Origin of the sequence: Candidatus Velamenicoccus archaeovorus (assembly GCF_004102945.1) — a bacterium.
Lineage (GTDB): Bacteria > Omnitrophota > Gorgyraeia > Velamenicoccales > Velamenicoccaceae > Velamenicoccus > Velamenicoccus archaeovorus.
This window is the reverse complement of record NZ_CP019384.1, coordinates 692,513-719,276: the sequence shown is the minus strand read 5'-3', so window position 1 is coordinate 719,276 and position 26,764 is coordinate 692,513. Positions and strand designations below refer to the sequence as shown.

The window sequence follows — 26,764 nt, the reverse complement described above, 5'->3', positions numbered from 1 at the left end:
TTCATGCGTTGACCTTTAATCCAGGCCCCATGCTTGTTGAGAGCGCGATCGACCTCACGAACTCACCCTTGACTGAAGCGGGCCTTGCGTTTTTAACGGTTTCTATTAAGGTAAAGGCGTTCTCGTACAGCTGCCCTTCGCTGAAAGACATTTTACCGACCGCCACGTGGATGCCGCCCTGCTTATCGACCTTGAATTCGACTTTACCGGCCTTGAGGTCCCGGATCGCCTGGCCTACGTTCGGAGTCACGGTCCCCGTCTTGGGACTGGGCATCAATCCCCTCGGCCCCAGGATCTTGCCGAGCTTGCTTAAATCCCTCATCATGTCAGGCGTCGCCACGACACTGTCAAAATCCATCCATCCGCCGGCAACCTTGTTGATCAATTCCTGGGCGCCGACATAATCTGCACCTGCCTCCTGGGCCTGTTTTTCGGCTTCCCCTTTACAAAAGACCGCCACGCGGATCTTTTTGCCTGTCCCGTGAGGAAGAACCACTGTCCCGCGGATCATATGGTCCGATTTCTTTGTATCCACACGCAAATGAAAAGAAACTTCAAGGCTTTCATCGAACTTCGTCTTTGGGACGGATTTCAAGACAGCAATCGCATCCTTGAGCGCATACGTTTTGGTTTTGTCCACAAGGTTGGCGCCGGCTTCAAATCTTTTGCTATGCTTCTTTGACATGGATCACTCCACAATATCGATGCCCATGCTACGGGCAGTGCCTGCAACTGTTTTCTTGGCCACCTCAAGATCCGTCGTGTTCAAATCCGCCAGCTTCTGCCTGGCGATCTCCTCGACCTGCTTCTTGGTCACGCTGCCGATCTTCTCCTTGCCGGCTGTTCCCGAGGCCTTTGCGAGGTTGGCCGCACGCTTGATGAGGACCGAGCACGGCGGGGTCTTGATGATAAAATCGAATTTTTTGTCTTCGTAAACGGAGATGACAACGGGCAGGGTGATGCCGTCCTTGTCCTTTGTCTGCTCATTAAAGGATTTGCAGAACTGCATGATATTGACACCATGCTGGCCGAGGGCCGGGCCGACAGGAGGCGCTGGATTTGCTTGTCCTGCCGGAACGTGCAATTTGATCTGCGCAACGACTTTTTTTGCCATGTTTAATGAACGCCCGAATTATGGAGTCGTCGTGAAGCGACGAACGAACATAAATCGGTGCGCGAATTTAACTCAGCACCAATTTTTGAAAATCGGCCTGAGTCCTTGCTAGGGTTTAACCTCTTTGTTCTGTCCAACTCCACAATTCAACGCGGCACAAAAATTGGCGCTGGGCATGTTGGGACGCATCGCTTGCGCCGCTTCGCTTCCGCGGGCGATATCCTCCTCTATACCTTCTCTACCTGCCAGAATTCCAATTCTACCGGGGTCGAACGGCCAAAAATAGACACGCTCACCTTGATCTTTTGTTTTTCCGGGTTCACTTCTTCGATAGACCCGTTAAAATTCAAAAACGGCCCTTCGATAATACGGACCGATTCGCCTTTTTCAAAATGCACTTTGGGAGAGGGTTTGGCCTGCGTCTCGACCGTCCGCTTCATGATGTTGTCCACCTCTTCGGCAGTCAGCGAAGACGGCTGCTTCCCCATCCCGATAAATCCCGTTGCCCCGGGAGTCGTACGCACCAACAACCATGTATTCTCGTTCAGCTCCATCTCGACCAGGATATAACCGGGGAAAAATTTTCTCTGGCTGATCTTCTTTTTGCCGGAGCGAACTTCGGAAACCTGTTCTGTCGGGATCAGGACGCGGCCCATCTGGTCTTTTAGACCGCTGGAGGCGATCCGGCCTTCCAGGCTTTTTCTGACCTTGTCTTCAGATCCGGTCTGTGTATGAACAACGTACCACTTTTTCATCCCGTTAGACCTCCCACCGATGCGAACCGACAACACCAAAGGTATTCCTCACGGCAGCATGGCCCCGGAATGGAAAAATACGCTTATCGCAAGATCTGACAGGATTCATTTGAGGATGATTGCAACGGCTTTGGACAATACAAAATCCAGCGCGCCGATATATGCCGTCAGGATCGTCGTCACGATAATGACGATCCAGGTGGCGCTGATCAAATCCTGGCGCGAGGGCCAGGCCACTTTGACCATCTCCCCTTTGACTTCTCGGAAGAAAACGGGAATTTTTGCGAATGCGCTGAATACGTTGGCCATGACAAATTGTAATCTTCGGTTTAAAACCGGCGGCGCATTATCGCGTCGATGAAATTCTGGCAGGAGCGGCAGGAATCGAACCTGCAGTTCCGGTTTTGGAGACCGGTGGTTTACCACTAACCGACGCTCCTAACCTTAACCCTGCACCAAGATCCTTTCTTGGAATAAATACTGTTACTTGACTTCTTTATGGGCTTCGTGTTTGCGGCAATAGGGACAGTACTTCCTCAACTCAAGCCTTTCGGTATGCTTCTTCTTGTTCTTCGTCGAGGAATAAAGCCTGTTCTTGCAAACCGGGCATTCCAGAAGTATATGCTCTCTCATAGAGTACCGTCATTTTTCAAGCCCCCGACCGGAATTGAACCGGTGACCCCGTCCTTACCAAGGACGTGCTCTACCTACTGAGCTACAGGGGCATTAGTAAAGCAATAAGTTTATTAAAATAAAGCAATTCTGTCAAGGATTATTTTTAAAAAATCTGCTGGGGTCTGGACTTGCAGGCCGTAAGGACGTCAGTTTTTGGCCGAAATGAATTCGCACAGTGACTTATGTTCGCTGACGCTCCATAAGTCACGTGCTCATAATTCCGGCACATAACTTACGTCGTTCGAACCCCACGTAAGTTATGCCGTCATTAAAAATAAGTCAGGAACTTGATCCAGAAGCTGGGGATGCGGCAAAAGACCTGCAAGGAAGAAACGTTCCTGTCGGGGATATCCGGCCCCACAAACACGGCCTTGTAACCAGCCTCCTCCAGGACGGGCGCCGTCTCTTTGAAACCCTGGTACAACGGCAATGAAAAAAAGAGGCATTCCTCGCCGATGGCCTCTTCGATCTTGCGTTTCGATCCCAACACGCTCGTGCGCACGCCTTCCCCCGCCGAGGCCTTTCGAAAATGGCCCGATGCAAAATCAGATTTATGCTGCCGGTAATATTCCCAGAGACGATCCCTCCAGTTCTTCTTTTTGAAAAACAGAAAGCCGCCGCTGGCTTTAATGAACTCATGCATCACGTTGTCTGTTTTCTTATCCGGCACATAAACATTGGATGCCAAGGGCGCCCAAGCGCGTTCGTAAACGGGAATACCCCATATGGAATCCGGGGACGGCATCCCTCCCTCAAACCACTCGTCGAAATACACGGGCATCTCATAAACGCCGGGATGCTGAAAATCGACGATGCGCGAACCGACGGGAACGATTCGATGGCTCAGACTGTGGGAAAAGACATCGACGAGACCGCTCGAGCGCATCTGCCTTAATTCTTTCCACGTCAGATAAGGCTGTTTGCGATGGCTCAAGTAGAGATTTTCCCAGGAGACCCGGCCTCTCCAATAATCCTCAAGACTTGGATAATCCTCTTCGGAATCGCTGATCCTCGAAGGAATGACAAAGATGGACGCGTGCACCCGGTATTTTTTCAGCAAAGGAAAGATCACGCTCCAGCAATTACGGCGTCCATCGTCAAAGGTCAACACCACCTCCCGCCCTGCCTTCGATCTTTCCTGGATCCGCCCTACGAGGTCGCGCGCGCCGAGAATCCTGTATCTCTTATACATAAGGAGCTCAAGATACTCGCTGAAGACGTCTGGCAGGCAATCATGAAAAGAGAATATCTTCGGGCTGCGATGGTCGAGCCAAAGCTTCAGGAGCACCTTGAGTTTGTCCTGCAACAGCATCATGAGCGGCGGCTCCTCAAGTTTCTTGAAAAATGGCTGATGATCTCGGGTATCAAAGGAACCTCCCTGCCGAACATACGGACGCCCTTCTTGAGGATCGCCTCTTTGATCCTCTCATCTGAGGCCTCCGAAAGACTGAAGTCAAACACCGTCGCGCCGCACCCCATCTCGAAACCTTCGTGCGTATCGCTGCCGCAGACCCAGGCCAAACCCGAACGTTTTACGGCTCGCCACGCCAGATGGTTTTCCAGACGCGGCAACGGGATGTTATTCCTGGCATTAAACATCTCGATCGCATCGAACTGCCTCAAGAAATCGTCCGCACGGGCCAGATGCGGCCACTTGAAAGGATGGGCCAGGACTGCCAACCCTCCCTGAGTGTGTATCCCCTCGAGGATCCGACCGATGTCATCGTGCGCGTCAACCGCATGCCTCAAAAAAAGACCGAGGATATCCCCATACCGCGTCGAGATCTCCTGGCCCGTGATGATATAGAGATCCGGAGCCAGGCGCCGGAATTCTTCCACCCCCGCGATCGTATCATGGTCCGTAATGGCCAACCCATCAATGCGGTGGCGCCGGGCCAAATCGATGATCTTGGCTGGCTCCAAAAAACAATCAAAAGAAAACCTGGAATGGACGTGAAAATCAATGGTCATCATGCGATTTCCAAAAAAAGGAAGATGAGCTGCGGTTTAGATGTGATCTCTGAACCAGGAGACGGTGGCCGACAAACCTTCTTCGAGCCCCACTTTTGGCCCCCACTTCAAAATCTTCCTGGCCCTGGAGATATTAGGCTGTCGCTGCCTGGGATCATCTTGCGGGAACGGCTTGAATATCAACCTGCTTTTGCTGCCCGTCATTTTTTTAACCACAACGGCCATTTCTCTCAAGGTCATTTCCCTCGGATTGCCGATATTCACAGGCTGATGAAAAGCGCTCCTGCTCAACCTGTAGATACCGTCAACAAGGTCTGAGACATAGCAGAACGAACGTGTCTGCGTCCCGTCGCCGTAAATAGTTATGGGCTTCCCCTTCAATGCCTGAGAGATAAAATTAGGTATGGCGCGGCCGTCGTTCGCCCTCATCCGGGGGCCGTATGTATTAAAGATCCTGACAATCTTCGTATCGAGGCCGCGGACCCTGCGGTAGGCCATGGTCATGGCCTCGGCAAAACGCTTGGCTTCGTCATAAACGCTCCTGACGCCTATCGGATTGACATTCCCCCAGTAGTCTTCGATCTGGGGATGGACCAACGGATCGCCGTAAACTTCCGAGGTAGAAGCCAAAAGGAAAGAAGCTTTCTTCATGCACGCCAGCTCCAAGCAATGATGCGTTCCCGCAGAACCGGCCAGCATCGTCTCCAGGGGGTGCTCCTGGTAATCCACCGGGCTTGCCGGTGAAGCAAAATGCAGTACCAGATCCACCGGCCCCGGGACACGCAAACCCTTGACGATATCCTGTTTCATAAACACAAAAGCCTTACGACACAACAAAGGGGCGATATTATCTTTGTCGCCGGTCAGGAGATTGTCGATGCAGACCACGCGATAATTCTTGCGCAGGAACAACTCGCACAGATGTGACCCCAAGAAACCCGCACCACCCGTGATAACAACAGTCTTCATAGTTGGCTTCTCCCGATGCTGACGTAAGAAAACCCCATGGCCTTGAGCATGGACGGCTCAAAAACATTCCGGCCATCGATAATAATAGGTTGTTTCAGGAGTTTCTTGATACGTTTCAAATCCATCTTTTTAATCTCATCCCAGTCCGTCACGATGATCAGGCAATCGCTGCCCCGGGCCGCCTCATAAATATCCCTGCAAAACTTCGCGTCCTTCAGGAGACCGCGGGCCTTCCCGGTTGCCTGAGGATCATAGGCGCGGATCCTGGCGCCAAGTTGCTGCAGCATGGCGATGATATCGACCGAAGGAGCAAAACGCATATCGTCCGTATCCGGCTTAAAGGCCAGACCGGCCACGGCGATCGTCTTGTCCTTGATATTCCAGAGGCTGTTTTCGATCTTCCTGACGAAAAGTTCCTTTTGCGACTCATTGATCCTTTTGGCTTCCTTGAGCAGCCCAAAATCGTACCCGAGCTTCTGGGAGATACGGACAAACGCTTCCAGGTCTTTGGGCAGACAGAATCCCCCGAAGCCGATCCCGGCGTCCAGAAAAGCCCTGCCGATACGGCCGTCCATCCCCATTCCTTCGGCGACCCGTTCCACATCGGCCCCTGCGGCCTCGCAAACGCGGGCCACGGCGTTGATATAAGAAATTTTGAGCGCCAAAAACGAATTCGAGGCGTGCTTGATGAGCTCGGCGGACTTGATGTCTGTGACGATGAGGGGGGCCCGGATGCCCGCATACAGCTGGCGCAGGATCTTCTCGGCCTTGGCAGATTCAACGCCGATGACGATCCTGTCGGGATGAAGAAAATCATGGATGGCCTGTCCTTCGCGCAGGAATTCAGGGTTGGATGCGACGTCAAAGGGAACATGTTTGGCCTTACAGATCTCGATCGTCTGGCGCACGCGGCATCCCGTATCCACGGGAACCGTCGATTTCTCGACGATCAAGCGGTATGAACGCATGGATTTGGCGATCGTCCGAACGACGTTCTCAATCCCCGTCAAATCCGCCTCCCCGTTTTCTTTCGGAGGCGTGCCGATGGCGATGAAGATGACATCGCTCTTCCTGACTCCGTGGGCGATCTGGCCGGAAAAAGACAATCTGCCTTTACGGACATGACGCCGCACCATCTCTTCGAGACCAGGCTCATAAAACGGCACTTGGAGCTTTTTTAAAGCCTGAATTTTGGAGGCATCATTATCAATGCAGATAACATCATGCCCCAATTCGGCAAAACACGCTCCCGTCACCAAACCGACATAACCCGTTCCTATAATAGAGATTTTCATGAAGGACCTCTCGAGGATCACTGGCTGCTGCGAGGCGGAGTGAATGTTGTTTCCGCATTGATACCGATATCCGGGAATTCCTTGATCTTAAAAGCCAACAGGATGCTCACCCCTTCAGTTTCACGCTGATTGATGATGATTTCCATCAGCCAGCAGTGCATATCCCGCGTCAAGTGGTATTCCTGCTCGACAAGATTTCCAGTCTTGAATTCAAAACGTTCATAGATGCTGGCTGTCCAAAACGGATTCAGGGGATAATCCATGCCTACCGTCATCTGGCTGCTCTCGCTGTGGGCATAACGATAGCCGACATGTGTCCGCAATTTTCCGACGGTGTTCCAGAATTCGGTATTGATCGTATTGAAATGCTCCTGGACCGTATCATATTCTGCGTCCGAATCGATCTCAAACCATGACCAGGGCCTGAATTCCAATTCGTATTTGAAAAGCTGGAACCCTTTGCCGAGCGTATCGTTGTCTTCGATATTGTAATCCGATGACAACAAGAGCCGCAGGAGGTCCACACTGACGCCGCCGCGCTTGGTCTGCAGCTTGTTCTCAAGGCCGAGGGTGACCTTGTTCATGCTGTCCAAAGCATCTATAGAATCCATTTGCTGGATCTTGGAGGCGCTGACCGACGGATCGTGCTGATAGCGGTATTGGACCGACGGGGTGATGACATGCCTGAGCTGATGGATATCCATCTTCATGAAATTCGACTCGACGTCATAAAGCTTGAACAGCTTCGTGCTCATGTCCATGCCTGTGAAAAACATGCTGCGCATCAGGCTGTCCCGGCCGCTGACGCCGCGGCTGTAATAGGTCTCCTGCTCTCCGGCAAAAGGACTGAACTCCAGACCCGCCCAGCGGAACAGGTAGCTGACCTGGTTGGTTGTATCCACGCGCGTCGTCTCTACGTTCTGGTTGGAATTGGCCGTGGTGTTCGACAGGAAGGCGGACGTGGTCGTATTCTTAAAATAAAAGCGTGAACCGCCGATCCTCTGGTTGATGGTCTCGAGCTTGAGCTCGGGGATTTTCTGCAGGACGCTTTCGAATGCGTTGACGCGCGGCTGGCCCAAAAAGCTCAACGTGGCGCTTGGAAAAACATGGGAATAGAGGAAAAAGCTGGAAGGGTCGGTGTCGATCTCGTATTCCCGGTAGAAATAATCCTTGCGGAAGTTCACGTCGGAGGCGCGGTAATACGACAGGATCGCCTGATCGACATCCGTCATCTGCCACCTGTGCTGGACCTCGAGACGGGAACGCTCCTGGGTCCGCCGTTCGTTCTCCGGAATGCCCTTATTGGTATCCTTCTCATCGATACGGTAGTACTTAACGTTGCCGATACCGAAAAGCTTCGTATCGTAATTCAGGTCGACACCCTCCGCCCATCCCTTCTGTTGATACCAGTCAAAATGCAACAATCCCCTGGCATTGTCGTTCAGATAATATCTCCAAGATCCGAAAAGCTCCATGCCGTAATTCTTGCGGTGGCCCGGCGTGATCATGAAGCGCGGCCGCTTATCGGTCAGGCGATGCGAATAAGAAGGCACATACATAACGGGGATACCCAAAAGGGAGATCTTCGTGCCCTTGGCGCGCAGGATCTTGCCGGGTTCCGTCGTCACCTCTTTGCAGGTCAGGGCATAGTGCGGGTGCGGCAGATCGCAGGTGCTGATAACGCTGTCTTTGAGATAAATCTTGTCTTCTCCCAGCTTCTCCATGACTGCTGCGCTTCCGTAGTACGGGCTCATCCTCACGTGCGGATTGATGAGCGTCCCGGTCTTGTCGCCGAAATCGAAGATGACCATGTCCCCTTCGGCCTCTTCCGTCCCGCGCTTGAAAACCACATTGCCGTCGGCAATGACGAGTTTCTCGTCAAAAAAGACCCGCACCTTATCGGCGGTAATGTGCATATCCTGACCGATGATCTTCACATGCCCCTCGGCGACGATCTCACGGCCTTCCGAGAAGAACTCGACGACATCGCCGTCAACCGTCAACGGCTGTTTGCCCACGGCCGCAATGCCGCAAGAAACACAGCAAAAAAAGACCGGCAAAAACAGACCGGCGATCAAAAAACGCGGGTGATTCATCTTGCGCCTATCTTTTCCTTTGCCAGCAGGGCCGCCCCCAGGAAACCTGCATCGTTCCCAAGCGCCGCCCTGACAATCCTGACCTTCCCCTTGAGATGCCGCATCGCATGCTGCCTGACACGGCGCCGCAAGGGCCCCAACAAAGCAACGCCGGCCCTGGCCACGCCTCCACCGATAACAACCACCTGGGGCCCCAGAACATTGATGATCCCGGCAATACTCATGGCCAGACAAGCCGCCGCCTCCTGCCAGACTTTTTGGGCCTTGGCATGGCCGCGCCGAGCCAGACGGCTCACCTCTTCGAGAGGGACAGTCTTTCCGAAAATGCGGCGCGCGCGGCTGGCAATAGCCTGGTTGCCGACATACCTCTCCAGACAACCGATGCCTCCGCATTCACAACGAGGACCCGAAACACAAATGGGCATATGCCCAATCTCGCCGCCCAGAAAAAATGGTCCGCGATAAATATCATTGTCCAAGATCAACGCCCCACCCACCCCTGTTCCGAGAGTCAGGCACAGGGCAAAACGGGCGCCCCTGGCGGCACCGAGCCTCGATTCGGCAAGGGCCATACAATTAGCATCGTTATCCACATAAACGGGAAAAGGCAGGTACTTTTTAAGAAAACCGGCGAGATGAAAATGGTTCCAGCCCTTGATATTGGTGAGGCTCAAGATGATGCCCTGCTCCGAATCGACTGGACCCGGCAAACCGACTCCCATGGCAGAGATCTCGTCAAAAGAGACATGTGCCATGGCCGCCAGACGCAAAGATATATCATGCAGCGTCCTGGCAAAATATTGCTTCTGGCTGAAGCCGCGCGAAGATACCTGGATCCTGGAAAAGACCTTCCCTTTCTGGTCTACCAGAGCCGCCTTGGTAAAGGTCCCGCCGACATCAACACCGATAAAATATTCCTTCTTCATGGAGAAACCAACGGACGAGGCCTGCGTCTCCTGCGAGACGACAGAGAAACCGCCACGATTTATCTGACAAGAAGTCCTGAGCGCCGCTCCACATTTTGAGCAGGGCAATAAAGTGTTATTTTAACTTAAGTTATGAAAGGTTGCAAGGAACTTAAAAAAATGATGCACCCCACCCCCAAGGAGGCCGCGAGCTGAACCTGACGACCGGCATTTACAAACCCAAGAAAAACAGAACAAGCACAAACAGGTTGTTGAGCATATGGAAGCTCAAGGAGGCGACCAAAGACTCCGTTTTTTCATAAAGACAGGCCAGAGACACCCCCACAAGAAAAACGTAGAGAAAAAGGAAAAAATAGCCGTGCATGATCGCAAAAACAAAACTGCTGATCAAGACGGCGGAGAGCACATTCATGCGGCGGCGCAAGGCGCGGTAGAGGCATCCCCTGAAAAAAAGTTCCTCAAAAAAAGGACCCAGCAGGAAAATAATGATAAACCCTGACAATCCCACCTGCCCCTTGCGTGCCGCGGCGTTCTCAATCTCAGAGGCACGCAAAAAAGAACTCACCGATTCATAGGCGTGAGACCCAAAAACGGCATCCCATACCCAGGCCGCCAGGGTCACCAAGACGACACCGGACAAAAAAACAAGGATAAACTTCAAGTAACTGCGCAACCCGAAGGAAATATCCCGGCCGATATTCTCCTTTTTTACAAAATAAACAAACGGATTGAGGCGGTATCTGTCAAAAATCTTGACTTTCATCGCCGCCAGGAGACCGCCATAAAAAAGGACCACGGTAACAAAATCAGAGGCATGGCGGACAAAGTGAATGTAGAGACCCGGCGCCTGGCGGGAAAATCCAAGGACAAAGGCAGCTAGAAAATAAGATGCCGTCGCCCAAAAACTAAAAACAAAAAAGAGCACCAGGGCGTAAACGAAGACGACAAAAACATCCTTCACGCTCCAGGGACATTCATTCATGCCGCCGAACCTCCGGCCCGTCCGGTCTCCCTGCAAATCCCCATCACAGCGAGGCCCATCCCCATAAAAACCTAACGGGACTCGTGAAAGGCTGCGAACACATAGACGCGGTCCTTCCCCATTTTTTTGGCCTGATAAAGGGCCCAATCCGCCTTGCCGATAAGGTCTTCCACTTCTGCGGCGTCCTGGGGGAATGCCGCCAGGCCGATTGAAACCGTCACTTTCAGATGCTCGTCATAGGCCTGGATGACGGACTCGGCAATGCTGCGGCGGATACGTTCGGCGATCAAAAGGGCGCTCTCTTTATTCGTCCGAGGCGCAAAAACCATGAACTCCTCTCCGCCGAAACGCGCAAGCATATCGATCTCGCGGACATTGTCCCTGATGTGCCGGCTGATCTCCGTCAAGACCATATCACCCACGATATGGCCGTAACGATCATTGCACTCCTTGAAATTATCGGCATCGATCATGAAAAACGACAGGGGCATCCCCTGCGCCTGGGAACGCCTCAGTTCCTCTCCCAGACGCTCCATGGCGTAGCGCCGCGTGAAGAGACCGGTCAGGCTGTCGGTGATCGCCAATTCTTGCGTCATCCGGTAAAGCTTGGACCGTTTAAGGCCCAGGGCAAAATGTCTGGCAAGGATCCCCAGATAGGGCCTGTCGTGCCCCCGGACCCCCCGGACATAAAGATAACCAAAATGCGTATCGGAAACGGCCAGCGGCTCAAGGAAATCTTCTGCCCGGGCAGAAGACGCAGCAGCCTCCTTCTCTTCTTTCAAGAGCAGGCATTCGTCGTAATCGATCAGCTTCTTGAGGTCCTCCTTGAAACGCTCGAACAATTTCGTCTCATCCAGTGTCGCACAGATGTCGCGCGCCGCTTCGTACATCTTCAAGGTCCGCGAAAAAACCGCATTCAAGGAAACGATTTCTTTTTCTATCTCTTTCTTGGCGGTCAATATCTGCTGAAGAGAAGCCGCCAGGGACGCAAGGTCAGATTCTCTCTCGGAACCCTCTTCGACAAGCAGACGCACAAGACATGTCCATGCGCCGGCAGCTAAAACCAGAAAAATAAAAACAGCTAAGAAGGGCATACCTTGTCCCTCCCCGACCGCTTGGCCTCAAGCAGGGCTTCATCGGCGGCGCCAATGAGCTCTTTTTCTTCCGCGGCATCATCCGGGAATGCAGCGACCCCCAAAGAAACGCGGACCGCGATCTTTTCGCGCCTCAGACTGACATCCTTATCGGACAATGAACGCCGGAAACTTTCGGCCAGACGGACAGCCTCTTTCTTTTGAACACCGGGCAGGATGACGCCGAATTCTTCGCCGCCATAACGGAAGACAAGCTGCCCCGGAAGATCAAAAGAAGTTTTGAGCCACTGAGCCATCTTTTTCAGCACGGCGTCGCCTGCCATATGCCCGTAGGTATCGTTGATGGCCTTGAAATGGTCGATATCGAGCATGAGGAAAGAAATACAGGAATTCTCGCGGCGGGCCCGCAGGAATTCCTCTTTCAACCTGTCGGCGGCATAACGCCTCAGATAGATGCCTGTCAGGCCATCCGTGATGGAGAGCGCCTGCATCTGTCCGAAATAGACGGCATTTTCAATGGCGAGCTTTGCGATGTCCCCGATAACAAAGAGCAGCCGAAGGTCATCGGAAGAATATTGACGTTCCGCCCTGGCATCGATCCTCAGGATCCCCAGCGTCTGCGACTCTGTTTCCAGGGGAACGGCCATCAGGGACTCGACCGGGCGCCTCACCTCCGCCTTGAGGCGTTCCGGGTCGAAACGGAAATCATTGGACGCCGATTCGACCAGAAGAGGCTGGTTATGACGCAAAACCCATGCATCGAAAAGATCGCCTGTCTTTTCACGGATGCGGATCGACTCATCCTCTCTCTTCAAGACCCTCAATCCCAATCGATGGGTCGCCGGATTGACCAGGTATAAAAGAACGTTGCCTCGCGCTTCAAAAAGCTCAAAAAGCTCCCCGGCAACGATCCCGCAGATACGGTCCAAAGACACTTCATTGTTGAGGCTCTGGGTAAACTTCTCCAGCCGCTCGTAGCTTTTGATTTTCTTCTCGAGCGCAACCCGCAGATCGCCCAGGCGCGCAATCTCCTGTTCGGCAATGTTGAATGTCTCAAAAACCTCCTCTTTTTTCAGGGTCAGGCGTGTCAGGACAGAACGGCTGGCTTGAAACCGCAAGAGGAGAAGGAAGAACAAAAAGCAGTAACCGAGGATGATCCATACGAAAAACCTGGAGAAAAAAATCAAAAAAATAAAAAAGGTCAGCCCGAGGCCGGCGAGGAGGGAAAAAAATGCCAGAATGAAAAAAGTTCTCGAGGGTTTATACAATGGTCTTTTCGGTGTCTGCGTTAAAGAAATGGACCTTGCTCATGTCAAAAACAAGGTCCATATCTGCATTGACCGCAGGCCTGTCATGGGCACCGACGCGAGCGATGAAATTATGCTTGCCCGTGTTCAGGTAAAGATAGACTTCGGAGCCCATGGGCTCGACGACCTCGCAGATAACGCTCACGACGTTCTCTGCGGGGGCTTCGGACACGAAAAGCTTGTCATAGATGTCTTCGGCGCGGATGCCGAAAATGACATCGCGTCCGACGTAACCTGCAAGGCTCGGTTCCATTTCTTTGAGGATCCGGACGCGCAGGTTCCCTTCATCAAAATAGAAACGTCCGTCCGACTTGACCACCTTGCCTTTCATAAAATTCATCGGCGGCGACCCGATAAAACTCGCCACAAATTTATTGATGGGTTTATCGTAGATCGTGATGGGGTCGGCGATCTGCTGGACAACGCCGTCCTTCATGACCGCGATCCTGTCGCCCATCGTCATGGCTTCCGTCTGGTCGTGCGTCACATAAATCATGGTCGTCTGCAGGCGGATATGCAGCTTATGGATCTCCGTGCGCATCTGCACGCGCAGCTTGGCGTCGAGATTGCTCAAGGGTTCGTCAAAAAGAAAAACGGTTGGCTTGCGCACGATGGCCCGGCCGACGGCCACGCGCTGGCGCTCGCCGCCGGAAAGCTCCCTGGGCTTGCGCTCCAGATAATGCTTGATCCCCAGGATGTCCGCCGCTTCGTTCACGCGGCGCATGATCTCCGACTTCGGGTATTTTCTCAGCATGAGCCCGAACGCCATATTCTCAAAAACGGTCATGTGGGGATAAAGGGCGTAGTTCTGGAAAACCATCGCGATGTCGCGGTCTTTGGCGGGGATATCGTTGACCAGCCTGTCGGCGATATAGATCTGGCCTTCCGTCACTTCCTCCAACCCTGCAATCATGCGCAGGGTCGTCGACTTTCCGCAACCGGACGGACCCACCAGGACCAAAAATTCCTTGTTTTCGATCCCCAGCGTGACGCTATCAACGGCGCGGGCGCCTCCGGCATAAACCTTGCTGACGTTGCGTAAACTGACTTGGGCCATGATGTCGCTTCGCTCCAATTCCCAATTACCAATTTCCAGACCCCAAACAATCTCGTAATCTATTCCAGCATTTAAAGTTTGGAGTCAGAATTTTAAAATGTTATCACAAAAAACTTAACCGTGTCAACTACAATAATCGATCAGCTGGTGCAACGTCTCCTTCAGGGCCTTCCTGTGGACAATCATGTCCAAAAGGCCGTGCTCCAACATGAATTCGGACCGCTGGAATCCTTCCGGTAATTTTTGCCGCGTTGTCTGCTCGATCACGCGTGGACCGGCAAAACCGATCAGCGCTTTGGGCTCGGCGATGATGATATCTCCCAGGCCGGCAAAAGACGCCATGACGCCGCCCATGGTCGGATTGGTCAGAACCGAAATGAACAAGAGGCCCGCTTCGTGATGCCGCCGCAAGGCCGCGGACGTCTTGGCCATCTGCATCAGGCTGAAAATCCCTTCATACATCCTGGCGCCGCCGCCGGATCCGGAGATGATCGCCAGGGGCAGCCGTTTTTCAATGGAAAACTCGATCGCCCTGGTGATTTTTTCCCCAACGACCGCGCCCATGGATCCCATGATAAACCGGGAATCCGTAATCGCGATAACGGCCTTCTTGCCGAAGATCTCCCCCTGGCCCGTAATCACGGCCTCTGCGAGCGAGGTCGTCTTCTGGTCCTCCGCAAGCTTCTGCGTGTAAGACTTGATCCCCCTGAATTCCAAAGGGTCGGTGCTGGACATTTTTTTATCGAATTCCTTGAAGGAATCCGCGTCCACGATCATCTCCAGCCTTTCGGGCGCCGTGACGTTAAAATGAAAATGACACTTGGGGCATACTTTAAGATTTTCCTCAAGGGTCTTCTTATAGATAGGCTCGCCGCACTCCTGGCATTTCGTCCAGAGACCCTCGGGGATCTCTCTTTTGCGGATCTTGACGACCGTATATTTGGGTTTGCTGAAAAAAGCCATGGGCGCCGAGCGTTATAGTTTGTTGATGACGAGGCCGCTGAGTAGTTTCGGATAGAAATACGTGGATTTTTGCGGCATGACATGGCCGCCCAGGGCGATCGAGCGGATCTGTTCCATCTTGGTCGGGTTGAGGACAAAGACGGCGCTATAGGCGCCGCTGTCGACTTCGGCGACGGCGCGCCCCAAATCGATCTCGTAGGCGATATCCTCCAAGGCGATCTTGCAAAGATGGTCGAAAACAACCTTGTGCAGAATAACGACATCCAGGTTCTTATAATCTTTCGGCCCTTCCTGGATCATCTTGTTGCATGCACGCTTCTCAGAAAGCTTTAACAGGTAAAAATGATGGTCTTTGTAAAGACCGAAGACGCCGACATCTTCCTGCCGCTCTTTCATGGCAGCCGACAATTCCTTGGCGCCCGGCACTTCCTTAACGTCAAAACAGGACGACAAATCTTCAACGGCAAAAACGGCATTCCTGATCAGCCTGTGGGTGGGTAAAATACATAACCCCTCGTCTTCGAGGGGCGTCAGGTACGTCATGATGTAATTATAGGAATCTTTGAGGCCGGCCGGGGATTCCTTGCGCTTGAGCTCGCGAAACATCCTGGCGACCTCATGACGGTGATGGCCGTCGGCGATAAAAAGCTGCTTATCGCCCAGGAACTCCTTGAACTGGCCGATCAGCGTCTCGTCCGTGACCCGCCAGAGCCGGTGTCCGATATCTTCGTCATCGACAATATCAAAGAGGGGTTTTTGAGGAAAGACTTGTTTCTTAAAGATGCCTTCTAACGCGGCTTTGGGGTCGGAAAAAACGGTAAAGATGGGACTCAGGTTTGCCTCGACGCTCTTCAAAAGCTTCAGGCGGTCCTCTTTGGGGGCTGTATGGGTGTGCTCATGCGGATAGACCGAACGGCCCTGCCCCTCATCATCCAGCCGCATCAAAGCGATGACACCGAGGCGAGTCTTTTTTTCTCCTTCGTGCGTAAATACCTGTTCATAGAAATAGATACCGCGCTCGTTATCCTGCGTCAAAACACCCCGGCGCAGCCATTCCTCGAGATAACCGCCGGCCCGCGTATATTTGTTTTCGCGGTCATTGTCGGCGCTGAAATCCTTGCCCAAGATGAGACGGATGATGTTATAGGCGTGTCTCTGGTAAAACTGCTCCTGCCCTCCTGCATCGATGATATCATAAGGAGGACAGACGACCTTGGAAATATCCTCGACGACTTCCAGATTATAGTGCACGCCTGCAAAAGGTTCTATTTTGGCCATGGGTAGAGACCGCCTCCTGCTATTGCACCCAGGACATCCATCGCCCAATCTGCTGCATCCAGGGTGCGACCGGGAACAAAATACTGATGACATTCATCGGTCAAGGCATATAACATTACCACAAACAGCGTGATAAGTAAAGCCCGAATTCTGCGGTGGCCTCCCGCGGCGGCCAGAGCCCACATCAATAAAACCCCTAAAGGAAGATATTCCAAGAAGTGGAGAATTTTATCGGCGCCGCAGAAGAGAGGTGGAACAGCGCTTCCTGGAATAGACGAAAGGTAGAAGATCAAAAGGGCATATCCGCCCACAAAAGCCCAAGGAACGACCGAATGGTTTCTGGGCATTATTTTGCGCTGCCAGGACACGATGAACAACTGGATTTGCTTCCAGCCGAAGGACAGGACGCCGGCGCTCCCTTACGGTAATCGGTAGCATAAAACCCGGACCCCTTAAATATGATGCCGGAGCCGGAGCTGATCAGACGCACGACTTTCCGTTTGTGGCATTTCGGACAGACTTTGATCGCCTCGGCCGTGATAGAGTGGGATTTCTCGAAACGATGACCGCAGGCCTTGCATTCGTATTCATACGTAGGCATTTGCTTCTCCTGGATAATTAGTACATACTTCAGCAATAACCAATAATCAAGGTACAATCGCCAAGCATTCCGTTTGTTGTTTGGTCTTTGGTTATTATTTGGTTCTTGGAAATTGGGGTTTGGTCATTCTAGGCTTATATCTCAACATTCCTCAACCGCGCGAATTCCTCGATGAGCTTTCTCTGGGCCGCGTTCAACCCCTGAGGGATATCGACGACAATACGCACCAATTCATCCCCTTTTACGTGAGTCCTGACATCGGGGACGCCTTTATCGCGGACACGGAAGATCTTGCCGGACTGCGTTCCGGACGGGATTTTCATCTTGACATTCCCGTAGAGCGTGGGGACGTCTACCTCTGCGCCCAGGATCGCCTGGGCCGCATCAATATGGACTTCGCACAAAAGGTTGTCGTCCTGGCGTTCATAAAGATGGTGTTTCTTTACGCTGATAAGCACAAAAAGGTCCCCTTTGCCGCCTTCGCCCTCCTCGCCTTCTCCGCGGACACGCAGGTGGGACCCCGTGTCTACACCGGCGGGGACCTTGACGGATATCTTGCGGGCAACCTTCAGGCGCCCCTGGCCCGAACATTGGAGACATGGCGTTGTGATGACCCGGCCTTCGCCGCCGCACTTGGTACACGTCTGCGTCAAATGAAAGAACCCCTGGGAAACGGTCACCTGGCCGGTACCATGGCAATAGGAACACGTGACCTTTTTACTGCCGGGCTTGGCGCCCGTCCCTTTGCAAACAGGGCAAAATTCGTAACGGCTGATCTGAAATGTCTTTTCCGTTCCAAAAACCGCCTCTTCCAGCGTGATCTCCAGTTCGATCTGAAGGTCGCGGCCCTGTCTGGACCTGCGGCCGCGGCGGGAGCCTCCTCCGAAGATATCGGCGCCGCCAAAGAGCTCATCAAAAATACTCCCCTCTCCGCCGCCAAAATGGACCCCTCCGCCGCCCCGCCCTCCGAACACCTCCTCGAAGATGCTCGAAAAATCGGCGCCGCGGAAGATATCCTCGGTCGAATAACGCTGGTCGATCCCGGCATGGCCGTACTGGTCGTAAAGCCGGCGTTTGTTCTCGTCCGAAAGGACCGCGTAGGCCTCTGAGATCTCCTTGAATTTTTCTTCGGCCTCTTTTTTCTGGGAAGCCTCCACGCGATCCGGATGATACTTCATGGCCAGCATCCGGTACGCCTTCTTGATCTCGTCGATCGTCGCAGATTTGGAAACACCCAGGATCTCGTAATAATCGCGCTGTGTCGTCATAAAAACCAGTTATAGAGTTATAGTGTTATGGCGTTATAGAGCCAGGACATCAAAACCAATGCAATAACCCTATGACACAATAACGCTATAACGCATCTACTTGCCGTCTTCTTCCTTGTATTCCGCGTCGATGATATCGTCATCTTTGCCGCTGCCCGAGGGCTTGGCGCCGTCCGCTTTAGGCTCTTCGGCGGCCCCATCGGACGCAGGCCCCTTGCCTTGGGCCCCTGCCTGCTGTTGTTTCTGGGCAGCTTCCTTATAAATAGCCTCAGCCAGCTTATGCGACGCCTGGGTCAGCTCTTCCATGCCCTTCTTGATCTTGTCGGTATCCTTGCCTTTCATCGCCTCTTTCAGGGCCGCGAGCTTCTCTTCAATGGCCTTCTTCTCGGCATCAGAAACTTTGCTGCCGTATTCCTTCAAGGATTTTTCCGTCGAATAGATCAGGGTATCGGCCTGGTTACGGGCCTCAACCTCTTCTTTCTTCTTCTCGTCCTCTCCGGCGAATTTCTCGGCCTCTTTGACCATCTTGTCGATCTCTTCCTTGGAGAGCTTGTGGGGCGCCGTGATGCGGATCGACTGCTCCTTGCCCGTCCCGAGGTCTTTGGCATTGACATGGACGATGCCGTTGGCATCGATATCGAACGTCACCTCGATCTGCGGAATGCCGCGCGGCGCCGCCGGGATCCCCACCAGGTCGAAACGGCCGAGCTCCGTATTGTCGTTGGCCAGCGGCCTCTCGCCCTGCAGGACGCGGATGGTAACGGCCGTCTGGTTGTCCGCCGCCGTTGAGAACACCTGGCTCTTCTTGGTCGGGATCGTCGTATTTCTTTCGATCAACTTCGTGGAAACGCCCCCCAGGGTCTCGATGCCCAGAGACAAGGGCGTGACGTCCAAAAGAAGGACGTCCTTGATGTCCCCTTTGATGATCGCTGCCTGGACAGCCGCACCCATGGCGACGCACTCCATCGGATCGACGCCGCGCTCGATCTTCTTGCCCACAAAATCCTCGACGAACTTCTGGACGATGGGCATGCGGGTCGGGCCGCCCACCATGATGATCCTGTGGACGTCCGATGCCTTGACCTTGGCGTCTTCCAATGCTTTTTCCATAGGGACGCGGCACTTGTCGATGATCGGCCTGACCAACTCTTCGAGTTTGGCGCGCGTGATCGACATTGTCAAATGCTTGGGCCCCGTATTGTCCGCCGTGATGAACGGCAGGTTGATGTCTGTCGTTAGGGTGCTGGAAAGCTCGATCTTGGCCTTCTCCGCCGCTTCGCGGATCCTCTGGATCGCCATTCTGTCGTTACGCACGTCGATGCCGGAATCCTTCTTAAACTCGGTGGCGATATAATCGATCAGGGTATTGTCCATGTCGGTGCCGCCCAATTGCGTATCGCCGTGCGTGGACTTGACCTCAAAAACACCCTCCGCCATCTCCATGATGGTGACGTCCAGCGTCCCGCCGCCGAGGTCGAACACCATGATCTTCTGTTCCTTACCCGCCTTGTCCAGCCCGTAGGCCAGACATGCCGCCGTCGGCTCATTGACGATACGCAGGACCTTCAGGCCCGCAATCTCGCCGGCGTCCTTGGTCGCCTGCCTCTGGTTATCGTCAAAGTAGGCTGGACACGTGATGACCGCCTCGTTGACCGGCTCGCCCAGATAGGCTTCGGCGTCCTGTTTGATCTTCTGCAGGATAAACGCCGATATCTGTTGAGGCGTATACTCTTTGCCGAAAACCTTGAATTTATGGTCTGTCCCCATCTTGCGCTTGGCCGCCATGATGGTGCCTTCCGGATTGATGGCCGCCTGGCGTCTGGCCGGCTCGCCGACCAGACGCTGACCGTCCTTCGTAAACGCCACGTAAGACGGGAAGGCCTTGCCTCCGCCGACCGTCGTGCCTTCTGCCGAAGGAATGATCACGGGCCTGTTGCCTTCCATAACAGACGCCGCTGAATTCGATGTCCCTAAATCAATACCGATAATTTTTGCCATGATTGCCTCCTCGATCCCGCCTCCGGCGGCATTAAAAATCATCCTTCATTTTATTTCTGTTCTACTCTTTTAGCCACCCTCACCTTGGCGGTGCGGATGACCCTGTCGTTCAATCTGTAACCTTTTTGCATCTCCTCGATCACTTCGCCGTCTTCGTGATCGCATGATTCCGTCTGCACCAGCGCTTCATGCTGGTTGGGATCAAATTTTTGGCCCTGAGCCGAGATCGCAGAAACGCCGCGCTTTTTCAAAAGCTCATAGAGGTGCGCCAGGATCATTTCAATGCCTTTCAAGAAGGCGTCCGAATTCTCCTGCCCCTTTTCCGCAGCCTCTACCGACCTTTCGAGGTCGTCGAGGATCCCCAAAAGATCGACGATGATATCCTCGTGGGCGTATTTCTGGAATTCCTGTTTATCGCGCTCCACGCGTTTGCGCATATTGTCGAAATCCGCCTGCTGACGCAGAAGTCTGTCCCAGGTCTCTTTGGCTTTTGCGGCCTCTTCCTTCAATTTCTCATATTCTTCCCGTTTGAGCGTCACCGTATCGCCGGAACCCGCGGCCGCAGGCGGAACTTCCTTGCCGGGCTTAACAGCATCAGGATCGGAAAAAAGATGGTTCTTTTTATCGTTCGTATGACCGTTCTTATTCATAGCACCTTAAACGCTGTGTTGCCATCTCACCCAAAACAAAGCCTTGTATCGGGGCAAGCCTGCGTGTTCACAGAAGGATCAAAACCTCTCGATATTCCTGGCAAAGGCTTCAGAGACGTATTCGATAAGAGGAATGACCTGATCGTAAGCCATCCTTTTGGGGCCGATCAGGGCCAGGCGGCCCGACCGCTTCTGCTGATCCTCATAACGCGAAACGACGATCGCGCAATGCTCCATCTGCGGACAGGCGATCTCCTTGCCGATATAGACCTGCGTCCGGCCCGAGAAACTGCGGTTGATGAGATCGATCATCTCTTCCTTCTTCTCCAGGATCTCCAGGATCATCTGGACTTTATGGATATCGGAAAATTCCGGATGTTCCAAGAGATAGCGCGCCCCGCAGGCGTATGTCCTTTCCATCTCTTTCCCGCTGAAATAGACGAGACTCGTGTAATGCGTAAAATCCGACATGATCCGGCTTGTCTCCTCAAAAAGGTCGTCAAGCTCCTGCACCTTGAGCTCATAGATCTTATCGATGAAGTCGGTCTCCCGGGAGGAAAGTTTCTTCTTGTCCATCAACACATTGATATACAGCCTGTAGCCTTCATCGGTCGGGATACGGCCGGCAGAGGTATGCGGATGGGTCAAAAAACCAAGCTCTTCGAGCTCGGAAAAGACATTGCGCACACTGGCCGAACTAAGAGACAACCTCTTCTTTTTGCGCAGGGATTCCGAAGAAACAGGCGCAGCTGAATTGAGGTACATCTCAATCGAAGCCAGCAGGATCTCTTTATTTCTTGAATCGTGGTCCGTTAACCTTGGCATGCTTCCGTCTCGGAGGATTGTTTCTCTTCTATCTTATACACCCTAAGTTAGCACTCATTAAAAGAGACTGCTAAAATCAAAATGTTATCATATTTTAGCGGTTTGTCAACCCCATTAGAAACAACTCTCTGCGCTAAATGGTATTACGCTCCAGGACAGGGTTTCTGAAAAAAGGTTTCTTGCGGGGTCAACCGCTGAAATTTTGCTCCCGCCTCTTTAGCGCAACATCAAAAGAAACATGGAGTTAACGTTCTTGACGGCGTTTTTCCCTTGTGAGCTTTGCCTTGTGTTTCTCGACCTGTCTCGCCAAGTCGAGAAAGGCCGCGTTAATGGCCGCGCAATAATCTTTCCCGCGCTCACGGCAATGGATGGCGGCGGAAGGCAGGAACAAACTTAAAGATGCAAAGAATTCGTCTTTCTTGTGGGGGTTTTTGTCCAAGACGCCATGCAAAGAAGTCAGCTCGTCTTTGAACCTCTTCAGGTGCTTGGCGACCTTGGCCGCCCTCTGGTCAAAACACTCCTTGATCGTCGGGTCTTCTTCCACATGGCTCATGGTGAACGTGATATTCATTTCATCTCCCTTTCTCGCTTCGCTCGATCGATGACACAGATTCTTAAAAACGGATTGCACAGATTAAAATCTCTTTTACCGTTGGTCTTTCTTGAATTCCAATCCCCTCTTCCCCATCTTCACCACGATCCTGTCTCCAGGGCCGAAATCCCCTTTGAGAAGCCCCAGGGCGACGGGATCCTGTACCAGCTTCTGGATCAGACGTTTCAAAGGACGCGCGCCGTAGACGGGGTCAAACCCCTCCTTGGCGAGGAATATCTTAGCATCCTTGTCCACAGAAATCAAAATATGCTTCTCGTCAAGCCTTGCCTGCAATTCCCTGAGTCGGATATCGACGATATGCAGGATGTCCGCCTCATCCAACGGCTTAAAGACGACAATCTCGTCGATGCGGTTCAGGAATTCCGGCCGGAAATGGTCTTTGAGGGCCTGCTGGATCTTGTCCTTCACTTTAAGCCGGTCCTTTTCGGCGCCGATGAGCTCGGTGCCGATATTAGACGTCATGATGATCACCGTGTTCTTGAAATTGACGACCCGGCCCTGGCCGTCGGTCAGGCGGCCGTCATCCAGTATCTGCAGGAAAACGTTGAAAACCTCAGGATGCGCCTTTTCGATCTCGTCAAAAAGGACGACGCTGTAAGGCCGCCGGCGCACGCGCTCCGTCAACTGGCCCCCTTCTTCGTAACCGACGTATCCCGGCGGCGCGCCGATGAGACGCGAGACCGTATGTTTCTCGGTATATTCCGACATATCGATGCGCACGAGTGCGTTCTCGTCGTCGAACAAAAACCAGGCCAGCGATTTGGCGAGTTCGGTCTTGCCGACGCCTGTCGGCCCGATAAAAATAAACGAACCCAAAGGCCTGTTTTGATCGCTTAATCCCGTGCGCGAACGGCGTATGCAATCCGCAACCAAACCCAGTGCCTCGTCCTGGCCCACCACCCGCTCTTTGAGCCGCTCTTCCATTTCAAGAAGCTTGTGGCCTTCTGCCTCCATCAACTTGGATAAAGGGATGCCTGTCCATTTGGAAACGACCCCGGCGATATCTTCCTCATCCACTTCTTCCTTGAGCATGGCTTTTTCTTTCTGCAGGGCCGCCAGTTCTTTGTTGGCCGTATCCAGCTTTTTCTGCAAGCCGGCAAGCACGCCGTAACGGATCTGCGCCACGCGATCCAGGTCGCCGGAACGCTCCGCCCTCTTTTCATCGGCTTTCGCCTCTTCGATCTCCGTCTTGATCGCCTGGATGCCGCTGATCGCGTCTTTCTCCTTCTGCCAGTGCGCCGACAACCCTTCTTCCCGGGTTTTGAGGCCCTCCAGTTCTTTCTCGATCTTCCCAAGCCTTTCCAAAGATGGCTTGTCTTTCTCTTTCTTCATGGCCTGGCGCTCGATCTCCAGCTGCATTTTGCGGCGCTTGACCTCGTCGAGTTCCTGCGGCAGGCTGTCGATCTCGATGCGCAGGCGCGACGCCGCCTCATCGATCAGGTCAATGGCCTTGTCAGGCAGGAACCTCTCTGTGATATAGCGGTGGGACATCTCGGCCGCGGCGATCAAAGCCGCATCCTTGATGCGCACGCCGTGATGGACTTCGTATCTTTCTTTCAGGCCGCGCAGGATCGCAATGGTGTCCTCCACCGACGGTTCTCCGATGAACACCGGCTGAAACCGGCGCTCCAAGGCCTTGTCTTTTTCGATATATTTCCTGTATTCGTCCAGGGTCGTGGCGCCGATGCAACGCAACTCGCCCCTCGCCAAGGCAGGTTTAAGCATGTTGGAAGCGTCCACCGAGCCTTCAGCCGCGCCGGCGCCGACGATCGTATGCAGTTCATCGATAAAGATGATGACCTGACCTTCTTTAGACTGGATCTCTTTCAAAACGGCCTTCAGGCGGTCTTCGAATTCCCCCCGAAACTTGGAGCCGGCGACCATGGAGGCGATGTCCAGAACGATGATCCGTTTGTTCTTCAGGCCTTCCGGCACATCGCCCTGGGCAACGCGCTGGGCGAGACCTTCGACGATCGCGGTCTTGCCCACGCCGGGATCGCCGATCAAAACAGGGTTGTTCTTTGTGCGGCGGCTCAAAACCTGGACCACGCGGCGGATCTCCTCGTCTCGGCCGATGACAGGATCGAGTTTGCCGCGGTTGGCCAATTCCGTCAGATCGCGGCCGTATTTCTCAAGCGGCTGGAACTTATCTTCAGGGTTCTGATCGGTGATATGCTGGGCCCCTCTGACTTCTTTGAGGGCCTCCAGGAACCCGTCCTTGTCAACGCCCGCGCCTCTCAGGATGTCGCTCAGTTTTGCATCAACGTCAAGACAGGCCAAAAACAAGTGCTCGACAGAGATATAGCTGTCCTTGAGCATCTCCATATAGGTCTTGGCCTTGTCGAAAGCGCTGTTGGCTTCCCGCGAAAAATAGACTTCGCCCCGGGTCCCGCGCACCTGGTAATAGGTATTCAGGGCATCCTCGATCCTTTTGATCAAGGGATAAACGCCGACCCCCATCTTTTCAACGACAAGAGGCACGACGCCTTCCTTCTGGCGCAAAAGGCCGAGGGCCAGATGCAGGCAATCCACCTGCTGATGGCCGCGCTCTTTGGCTTCGGCCACGGCCTGCTCGACAGCTTCCTGGGTTTTTACGGTCAGATTCTCGGGTTTCATTCTTCCATCTCCAAAATCACTTTGACCCCGCTGATATTGACGCCTTTCTCGTCCATCAGATAATGGATGTACTCCAGTCTCTTGATGTCCTTCATGGAATAAAAGCGGATCTTCTTGAATTTGCGCTTGGGGGCGACGAGACCTTCTTTCTCGAGGGCGCGCAAGGTCCATTCCGGCATCTGCAACAGCTGGCTAACGATGCCGATGGCGTACACAGGGTCTGATTCCGAGATCTTGATTTTCGGCTTCATGGCGATTTCTTAATTAACTTACGATAAAAATTTAGCATATCTAATTAATTTTGTCAAGTAAAATAAGTCTCCCTGCGGCCCGCTATGGGGATCCGGCTAAGAAGAATAAAGTCTCTCGCTAGACCGGACAGAGGGACGACCATGCCTCTATGATGTCTCATATTCCTTCAGCTTCTCGGCAACGATCGCCGGCAACAACGCCGTGACGCGGACACCGTCCTGACCGTAGACGATGTCTTCGACATGCCCCTGCGAATAGATCAGGTCGACCAAGTCCATACGCGCGATCGGCAGTTTCAGTTTGATCTCAAGCGAATATCCTTGCAGGTCATTTTCGATGTGCCTGACAAGCTCATCCAAGTTGCGCTTCTGAAGCGCAGAGATAGCGACGGCCCCCGGATATTGTCCTTGAAAATAAACCGCCCTTTCCTCACCTTCCAGGAGATCGATCTTATTCAGCGCCAGGACGGTCCTTTTGTCCTGGGCGCCGAGTTCATCCAGCACCCGGCAGACAGACGCATAATGCTCTTTGGCATACGGCGAGCTGATGTCCAGGACATGGACCAGAAGGTCCGCCTGGACAACTTCCTCGAGGGTCGCTTTGAAGGCCTCGATCAGATGATGCGGCAGGTCGCGGATGAAACCGACGGTATCCGAAAAAACAACCTTCTGGTGATTGGGAAGCGTCAGGGCACGCGCCAAAGGATCAAGGGTCGTAAACAATCCCGCGCTCACTGTCTGGCCGCTCTGCGTCAAGGCATTGAAGAGAGTCGACTTTCCTGCGCTCGTGTAACCGACAAAGACAATGGTAGGCAGGGAGACCTCGTCCCGGCGGCTCCTGAGCGCCTTGCGCCGCATAGCCAGGGCCTTCAAGTCATCCTTGAGTTTTTTGATACGGTCACGGATACGCCTGCGGTCCTCTTCAAGCTTCTGCTCGCCCGGCCCCCTCGTCCCGATGCCTCCTCCCAGTCGCGATAATTCCGTGCCTTTGCCGCTCAGCCGCGGCAGACGATACTCCAACTGCGCCAGCTCCACCTGGGCCTTTCCTTCAGGACTACGGGCACGCCTGGCAAAAATGTCTAAGATCAACTGCGTGCGGTCAATGACTTTGACCTGCAGGACCCTCTCGAGATTCTTGTGCTGTGTGCCGCTCAGATCGTTGTTAAAAATCACCGCATGGATCTCTTCCGAAGCAACAACATCCGCCAACTGCTTGGCCTTGCCTTCGCCGATATAGAGGTTAGGCGTCGCCTCCGGCCTGCGACACGTCTCTTCCAAAACGACATCGGCGCCCGCGGTCAAGGCCAATTCTTTGAGCTCGCGCTGGGCCTCGACAATATCACGGTGCGTCTTTTGTGAATCGAATCTGACGGTCAGTAATAAAGCTCGTTCCTTCATTTTGCCTATAAGAGGTTTCTTTTTCCGTTCAAAATGAACTCCGAGCTTACGCAGGAAATTTC

27 protein-coding genes and 2 tRNA genes are annotated in these 26,764 nt (G+C 53.3%); all 29 read right to left on the bottom strand.

What is annotated here, in order from left to right; genetic code table 11:
- Window position 1: 1 nt before the first annotated feature.
- The gene (rplA, locus tag BU251_RS02985; RefSeq protein ID WP_128699418.1) at window positions 2-685 is read right to left on the bottom strand and encodes a 50S ribosomal protein L1; all 684 of its coding nucleotides are present in this window, start codon (window positions 683-685) and stop codon (window positions 2-4) included.
- A gap of 3 nt (window positions 686-688) precedes the next feature.
- The gene (gene rplK / locus BU251_RS02980; protein WP_128699417.1) at window positions 689-1,114 is read right to left on the bottom strand and encodes a 50S ribosomal protein L11; all 426 of its coding nucleotides are present in this window, start codon (window positions 1,112-1,114) and stop codon (window positions 689-691) included.
- Between the two features lie 227 nt (window positions 1,115-1,341).
- Window positions 1,342-1,869, bottom strand: coding sequence for a transcription termination/antitermination protein NusG (gene nusG, locus BU251_RS02975; RefSeq protein ID WP_128699416.1), 528 nt, complete (start codon window positions 1,867-1,869; stop codon window positions 1,342-1,344).
- Window positions 1,870-1,974: 105 nt separating this feature from the next.
- Window positions 1,975-2,178 carry a preprotein translocase subunit SecE gene (secE, locus tag BU251_RS02970; RefSeq protein ID WP_128699415.1) on the bottom strand — a complete coding sequence of 68 codons (204 nt, stop codon included), beginning with the start codon at window positions 2,176-2,178 and terminating at the stop codon, window positions 1,975-1,977.
- 57 nt (window positions 2,179-2,235) lie between these two features.
- A tRNA-Trp gene (locus BU251_RS02965) sits at window positions 2,236-2,309 on the bottom strand.
- Window positions 2,310-2,352: 43 nt separating this feature from the next.
- Complete coding sequence (gene rpmG / locus BU251_RS02960) at window positions 2,353-2,502, bottom strand: 50S ribosomal protein L33 (RefSeq protein WP_128699414.1); 150 nt, start codon at window positions 2,500-2,502, stop codon at window positions 2,353-2,355.
- Between the two features lie 19 nt (window positions 2,503-2,521).
- Window positions 2,522-2,594: transfer RNA gene (locus BU251_RS02955), tRNA-Thr, on the bottom strand.
- Window positions 2,595-2,812: 218 nt separating this feature from the next.
- Complete coding sequence (locus BU251_RS02950) at window positions 2,813-3,859, bottom strand: polysaccharide deacetylase family protein (protein WP_128699413.1); 1,047 nt, start codon at window positions 3,857-3,859, stop codon at window positions 2,813-2,815.
- Complete coding sequence (locus tag BU251_RS02945) at window positions 3,856-4,518, bottom strand: PHP domain-containing protein (protein ID WP_128699412.1); 663 nt, start codon at window positions 4,516-4,518, stop codon at window positions 3,856-3,858. The genes BU251_RS02950 and BU251_RS02945 overlap by 4 nt, the downstream gene beginning before the upstream one ends.
- A gap of 33 nt (window positions 4,519-4,551) precedes the next feature.
- Window positions 4,552-5,484: a UDP-glucuronic acid decarboxylase family protein gene (locus BU251_RS02940; protein WP_128699411.1), complete on the bottom strand. Its 933-nt coding sequence runs from the start codon at window positions 5,482-5,484 to the stop codon at window positions 4,552-4,554.
- Window positions 5,481-6,779, bottom strand: a complete 1,299-nt coding sequence (locus BU251_RS02935; RefSeq protein ID WP_128699410.1) for a UDP-glucose dehydrogenase family protein — start codon at window positions 6,777-6,779, stop codon at window positions 5,481-5,483. Before BU251_RS02935 ends, BU251_RS02940 begins: the two co-directional genes overlap by 4 nt.
- A gap of 17 nt (window positions 6,780-6,796) precedes the next feature.
- Window positions 6,797-8,875, bottom strand: coding sequence for an LPS-assembly protein LptD (locus BU251_RS02930; protein WP_128699409.1), 2,079 nt, complete (start codon window positions 8,873-8,875; stop codon window positions 6,797-6,799).
- A complete protein-coding gene (locus tag BU251_RS02925) occupies window positions 8,872-9,801 on the bottom strand; it encodes an ROK family protein (protein WP_128699408.1) in 930 nt (309 codons plus the stop codon). The genes BU251_RS02930 and BU251_RS02925 overlap by 4 nt, the downstream gene beginning before the upstream one ends.
- A 211-nt stretch (window positions 9,802-10,012) precedes the next feature.
- Window positions 10,013-10,783, bottom strand: coding sequence for a CPBP family intramembrane glutamic endopeptidase (locus BU251_RS02920; protein WP_128699407.1), 771 nt, complete (start codon window positions 10,781-10,783; stop codon window positions 10,013-10,015).
- A gap of 71 nt (window positions 10,784-10,854) precedes the next feature.
- Complete coding sequence (locus BU251_RS02915) at window positions 10,855-11,877, bottom strand: GGDEF domain-containing protein (RefSeq protein ID WP_128699406.1); 1,023 nt, start codon at window positions 11,875-11,877, stop codon at window positions 10,855-10,857.
- Window positions 11,865-13,013 (bottom strand): sensor domain-containing diguanylate cyclase, encoded by a 1,149-nt coding sequence (locus BU251_RS02910; RefSeq protein WP_128699405.1) that lies wholly within the window; start codon window positions 13,011-13,013, stop codon window positions 11,865-11,867. Before BU251_RS02910 ends, BU251_RS02915 begins: the two co-directional genes overlap by 13 nt.
- 124 nt (window positions 13,014-13,137) lie before the next feature.
- The gene (locus BU251_RS02905) at window positions 13,138-14,241 is read right to left on the bottom strand and encodes an ABC transporter ATP-binding protein (protein ID WP_128699404.1); all 1,104 of its coding nucleotides are present in this window, start codon (window positions 14,239-14,241) and stop codon (window positions 13,138-13,140) included.
- A gap of 123 nt (window positions 14,242-14,364) precedes the next feature.
- Window positions 14,365-15,204: an acetyl-CoA carboxylase, carboxyltransferase subunit beta gene (accD, locus tag BU251_RS02900; RefSeq protein WP_128699403.1), complete on the bottom strand. Its 840-nt coding sequence runs from the start codon at window positions 15,202-15,204 to the stop codon at window positions 14,365-14,367.
- A gap of 12 nt (window positions 15,205-15,216) precedes the next feature.
- Complete coding sequence (locus BU251_RS02895) at window positions 15,217-16,482, bottom strand: DUF1015 domain-containing protein (RefSeq protein WP_164908837.1); 1,266 nt, start codon at window positions 16,480-16,482, stop codon at window positions 15,217-15,219.
- Window positions 16,470-16,850, bottom strand: a complete 381-nt coding sequence (locus BU251_RS02890; RefSeq protein WP_228767847.1) for a VanZ family protein — start codon at window positions 16,848-16,850, stop codon at window positions 16,470-16,472. Before BU251_RS02890 ends, BU251_RS02895 begins: the two co-directional genes overlap by 13 nt.
- Window positions 16,829-17,083 (bottom strand): FmdB family zinc ribbon protein, encoded by a 255-nt coding sequence (locus tag BU251_RS02885; protein WP_128699400.1) that lies wholly within the window; start codon window positions 17,081-17,083, stop codon window positions 16,829-16,831. Before BU251_RS02885 ends, BU251_RS02890 begins: the two co-directional genes overlap by 22 nt.
- 134 nt (window positions 17,084-17,217) lie before the next feature.
- The gene (gene dnaJ, locus BU251_RS02880; protein WP_128699399.1) at window positions 17,218-18,351 is read right to left on the bottom strand and encodes a molecular chaperone DnaJ; all 1,134 of its coding nucleotides are present in this window, start codon (window positions 18,349-18,351) and stop codon (window positions 17,218-17,220) included.
- 96 nt (window positions 18,352-18,447) lie between these two features.
- On the bottom strand, window positions 18,448-20,349 hold the full coding sequence (gene dnaK / locus BU251_RS02875; RefSeq protein ID WP_128699398.1) for a molecular chaperone DnaK: 1,902 nt from the start codon (window positions 20,347-20,349) through the stop codon (window positions 18,448-18,450).
- Window positions 20,350-20,399: 50 nt separating this feature from the next.
- Window positions 20,400-20,999, bottom strand: a complete 600-nt coding sequence (gene grpE, locus BU251_RS02870; RefSeq protein WP_128699397.1) for a nucleotide exchange factor GrpE — start codon at window positions 20,997-20,999, stop codon at window positions 20,400-20,402.
- Between the two features lie 78 nt (window positions 21,000-21,077).
- Window positions 21,078-21,824: an HrcA family transcriptional regulator gene (locus tag BU251_RS02865; protein WP_128699396.1), complete on the bottom strand. Its 747-nt coding sequence runs from the start codon at window positions 21,822-21,824 to the stop codon at window positions 21,078-21,080.
- Between the two features lie 244 nt (window positions 21,825-22,068).
- Window positions 22,069-22,395, bottom strand: a complete 327-nt coding sequence (hpf, locus tag BU251_RS02860) for a ribosome hibernation-promoting factor, HPF/YfiA family (protein ID WP_128699395.1) — start codon at window positions 22,393-22,395, stop codon at window positions 22,069-22,071.
- A gap of 75 nt (window positions 22,396-22,470) precedes the next feature.
- Window positions 22,471-25,053: an ATP-dependent chaperone ClpB gene (clpB, locus tag BU251_RS02855; RefSeq protein ID WP_128699394.1), complete on the bottom strand. Its 2,583-nt coding sequence runs from the start codon at window positions 25,051-25,053 to the stop codon at window positions 22,471-22,473.
- Window positions 25,050-25,304, bottom strand: a complete 255-nt coding sequence (locus BU251_RS02850; RefSeq protein WP_128699393.1) for a MerR family transcriptional regulator — start codon at window positions 25,302-25,304, stop codon at window positions 25,050-25,052. The genes clpB and BU251_RS02850 overlap by 4 nt, the downstream gene beginning before the upstream one ends.
- A 147-nt stretch (window positions 25,305-25,451) precedes the next feature.
- Complete coding sequence (hflX, locus tag BU251_RS02845; RefSeq protein WP_128699392.1) at window positions 25,452-26,702, bottom strand: GTPase HflX; 1,251 nt, start codon at window positions 26,700-26,702, stop codon at window positions 25,452-25,454.
- Between the last annotated feature and the right edge of the window lie 62 nt (window positions 26,703-26,764).